We start from the raw sequence: 3,338 nt of genomic DNA on the forward strand, positions 1-3,338 counted from the left end.
GGATTGATGGCTTTGTTGAAGTCCAGCACGACTTTGTTGTTGCTAGGCTTCTCGGTATCTAAAAAGCGCCCCGCAGGGTAGGTTGTCTTGCCGCTGGTGAGGTCGCGGAAGTTGAAAAATAGCCCGGTCGGCGTGCCTTGGGCCTCCAGGCGACAGAGCCTGCCGTTGAGGGGGAACGTGACGTAGCCAGGGCAGGGGACGGGCTGGGTGTCGCCCAGAACGTTGGTGATGGCGAGTGTCTTGCCTTGTGGGTAGGGATGAAAGTCTGCCGTGATCTTGTAGGACTCATCGGGAGCGTACCAGTGCTGGCCCTTGAAGCTCTTACGCGCGGGACTCTCGCTGTCATAGACCCGCACCCCGAGCCGCTTGCCACGCTGCAAAATCTGCGCCGTCACCGAGCCCTGGGTGAGCTTCTCCGCGCTATTGGGCTTGAGCAAGCGCCGCTCGCCTGCGGGAGTGTAGAGTCGAACCGTCTCTCCCTGTCGCACCAGCTTCCCCAGCACACGGAGTGCAGGTGGCAGCGCGTTGTCGCCTTCGCTCAGCCAGTAGAGCCCCACCACACTCAGCCAGCCGCCGTCTTTGGTCAGCTCGTCCTCTTGCGATTTACGAAACGCTGCTAGCTCGTCGGAATAGTTTTGCATAAGGGTATTATACGCCGCATGAAGCTCTTTGAACTTGACGCACGCTCTCCCGATGCGGGGGGAGAGCTCTGGAGCGGCTTTCGCCGCGTCGGTAGCCCGACTCTACGGGAGCTTGTGGGACAGAAAGCCGTGTTTTTTAATGGCACGGGCGATACCTACGAGCACGCCGCCCCCGCGGAGCTGTGCGGAGCGCGTCCTAGAACCATCGAAGTTTGGGCGTTCAAGGAAGCGGTGCGTGGCGATGAGGAGACGCTGATTGGCTGGGGGCGGCGCGGTGGGCCAACCGCGACGAATATCGCGCTGAACTGGGGCAACAATGGGGCCTACGGTGGCGCAACCCACTGGTCAGCGGACATGGGCTGGCACGGAACCCCCAAAGCGGGCCAGTGGCACCACTTGGTCTACACCTACGATGGCAAGACCGCGCGCCTCTACGACAACGGGGCAGAGAAGGCCAGCATGGACATCCGGCTGGCGACTCCCCAAGGCTTCCCCATTCGTCTTGCGGTGCAGAACGCCGCGGATGGCAGTGCTGCGTTTAAGAACGAGTACAACGGCTCCGCGATGTCCGGGCCAGTGGGGATCGCGCTGCTCCGGCTCCATGACGCGGCCCTGAGCGAGGCAGAAGTGCAGACGGCGTTTCAAGCCGATCAAGAGCGCTTTAAGGCCGTTGCGCCGCTCACCCTGGCGAAGCTACGCGAGGGCGGCGTCACGAAAATTTCTGTGGGCGGGCTCACGCTGACGGTATCTAAGAGTGAGAACAAGCCACTGGGCCTTGTCGCCGATGCCACGGGCTTTGATTTCCTGCCGACCGACCGCCTGCTCACACGTCTTGGCGACGGTTTCCACCACTTGGGTGATGTTTTGGTGCGAGCCAGTGGCCCCGTGGAGACCAAGAAAGAGTGGCTCTCTGAGCGTGGGCAGCTGGTTCTGCGGGCAACCGTGACCAACACAGGCAGTAGCGCTGTCGAGTTGGGCGCGGTCGGCTTTCCGGTGATCTTCAACAACATTATCTCGGACCGCGACCTGCCGCAGGCCCACGAGAAGTGTGTGTTCTTCGATCCGTATATCGGCCAGGACGCAGGCTATCTGCGTGTGACGCGGCTCTCGGGCGCGGGCCCGGCGCTCGCCGTGATCCCCGATGGGAAGACCCCGTTTGAGGCCTACCAGCCGCTCCGCGAGCCCATCGGCCCCAGCCAGACCTTCGAGGGTGCCTATGCCTGGCTGGCACATAGCGCTGCCTACGCTGAGAAAGACTGGGGCAAGGCGACTCCCTGGAATGTTCCCAGCAAGGCGACGCTTGCGCCCGGTGAGTCCCGCACCTATGGCCTGCGCTTCGTCCTCTCGGAGAGCATCCGTGGGCTGGAGAAAGCAATCGCGGCGGCGGGGCAGCCCGTGGTGATCGGGGTGCCCGGCTTTATCGTCCCACAAAAGAGCGATGCCAAGCTGATTGTCAACTACAGCAAGCCGGTGAAGAGCATGACGGTGGAGCCTGCCGGGGCGCTGAGCCTCACGCCCGCCGGAAAGACCCCCGCTGGCTGGGCGACCTATGCGGTGAAGGCCACGGGCTGGGGACGCGCACGCCTGACCCTGACCTACGCCGATGGCCTCACCCAGACCGTCCACTACTGGCTCACCAAGCCCGCCGCACAGGCCGTCGCGAGCCTGGGCGAGTTTCTCTTCACCAAGCAGTGGTACGAAAAGCCCGGCGACCCGTTTGGCCGGAGTCCGTCGGTGATGAGCTACGACCGCGAGCTCAATCAGATTGTCGAGCAGGACAGCCGTGCCTGGATCGCGGGCCTCGGGGACGAAGGCGGCTCGTCGTGGCTGACCGCGGCGATGAAGCTCTATCTCCAGCCCGATGCCGCACAAGTCGAGAAGTTCGAGCGCTTTGTGGATGGCGTTCTGTGGGGCGGCTTGCAGTACTCCACCGGCCCAAATAAGTACGGTGTCAAGAAGTCCCTCTTCTTCTACGATCCCAAGGCACTCCCGGACTTTCCCTACCGCAAGGACATCAACTGGGGCTCGTGGACCAGCTGGAGCAAGAAAGCGACAGAAGACATTGGGCGGGGCTTCAACTACCCGCACGTGGTCGCGGCTTACTGGAGCCTGTATCGCATTGCCCGCAACACGCCGGGAATGACCAAGCACCACGACTGGAAGTGGTACTTGGAGCAGGCGTTCCAGACCACGAAGTTTCTCTTCTCAGGCCGCGTGGGCTACGCCGAGCTGGGGCTGATGGAGGGGACGGTTTTTCTGCGCCTGCTCAAGGATCTGCAAGCGGAGGGCTGGACCGCGCAGGCCAGCGAGCTCGAAGCGCTGACCAAGAAGCGTGCCGACAAGTGGCGCAAAGAAGCGTATCCCTTTGGCAGCGAGATGGCCTGGGACTCGACGGGCCAGGAAGAGGTCTACGCTTGGACGAAGCACTTTGGCTACGACGATAAAGCGACGGTCTCAGTGAACTCCATTACTGGCTACATGCAGCCGATCCCACACTGGGGCTACAACAGCAACGTGCGCCGCTACTGGGACTTTCTCTACGGCGGCAAGCTCTCTCGGATCGAGCGGCAGATTCACCACTATGGCTCTGGGATGAACGCGCTCCCCGTGCTCACCGAGTTCCGCACCCACCCTGACGACACGTATTTGCTGCGGATCGGCTACGGCGGGATGATGGCGCCGCTGAGCAATATAGAC

The 3,338-nt window shown here is 62.5% G+C and carries 2 protein-coding genes; one reads left to right on the forward strand and one right to left on the reverse strand.

The window, feature by feature from the left end:
- Positions 1–641, reverse strand: a 641-nt coding sequence (locus AC1XOS_RS21335) for a DUF1684 domain-containing protein (protein ID WP_481964228.1), incomplete at its 3' end; no start/stop codon positions are given.
- An 18-nt stretch (positions 642–659) separates the two neighbouring features.
- Between AC1XOS_RS21335 and AC1XOS_RS21340 the strand changes: the two genes are divergently transcribed.
- The coding region (locus AC1XOS_RS21340) for a DUF5695 domain-containing protein (RefSeq protein ID WP_481964229.1) at positions 660–3,338 on the forward strand (2,679 nt) is incomplete at its 3' end.

This window comes from Armatimonas sp. (genome assembly GCF_964826245.1).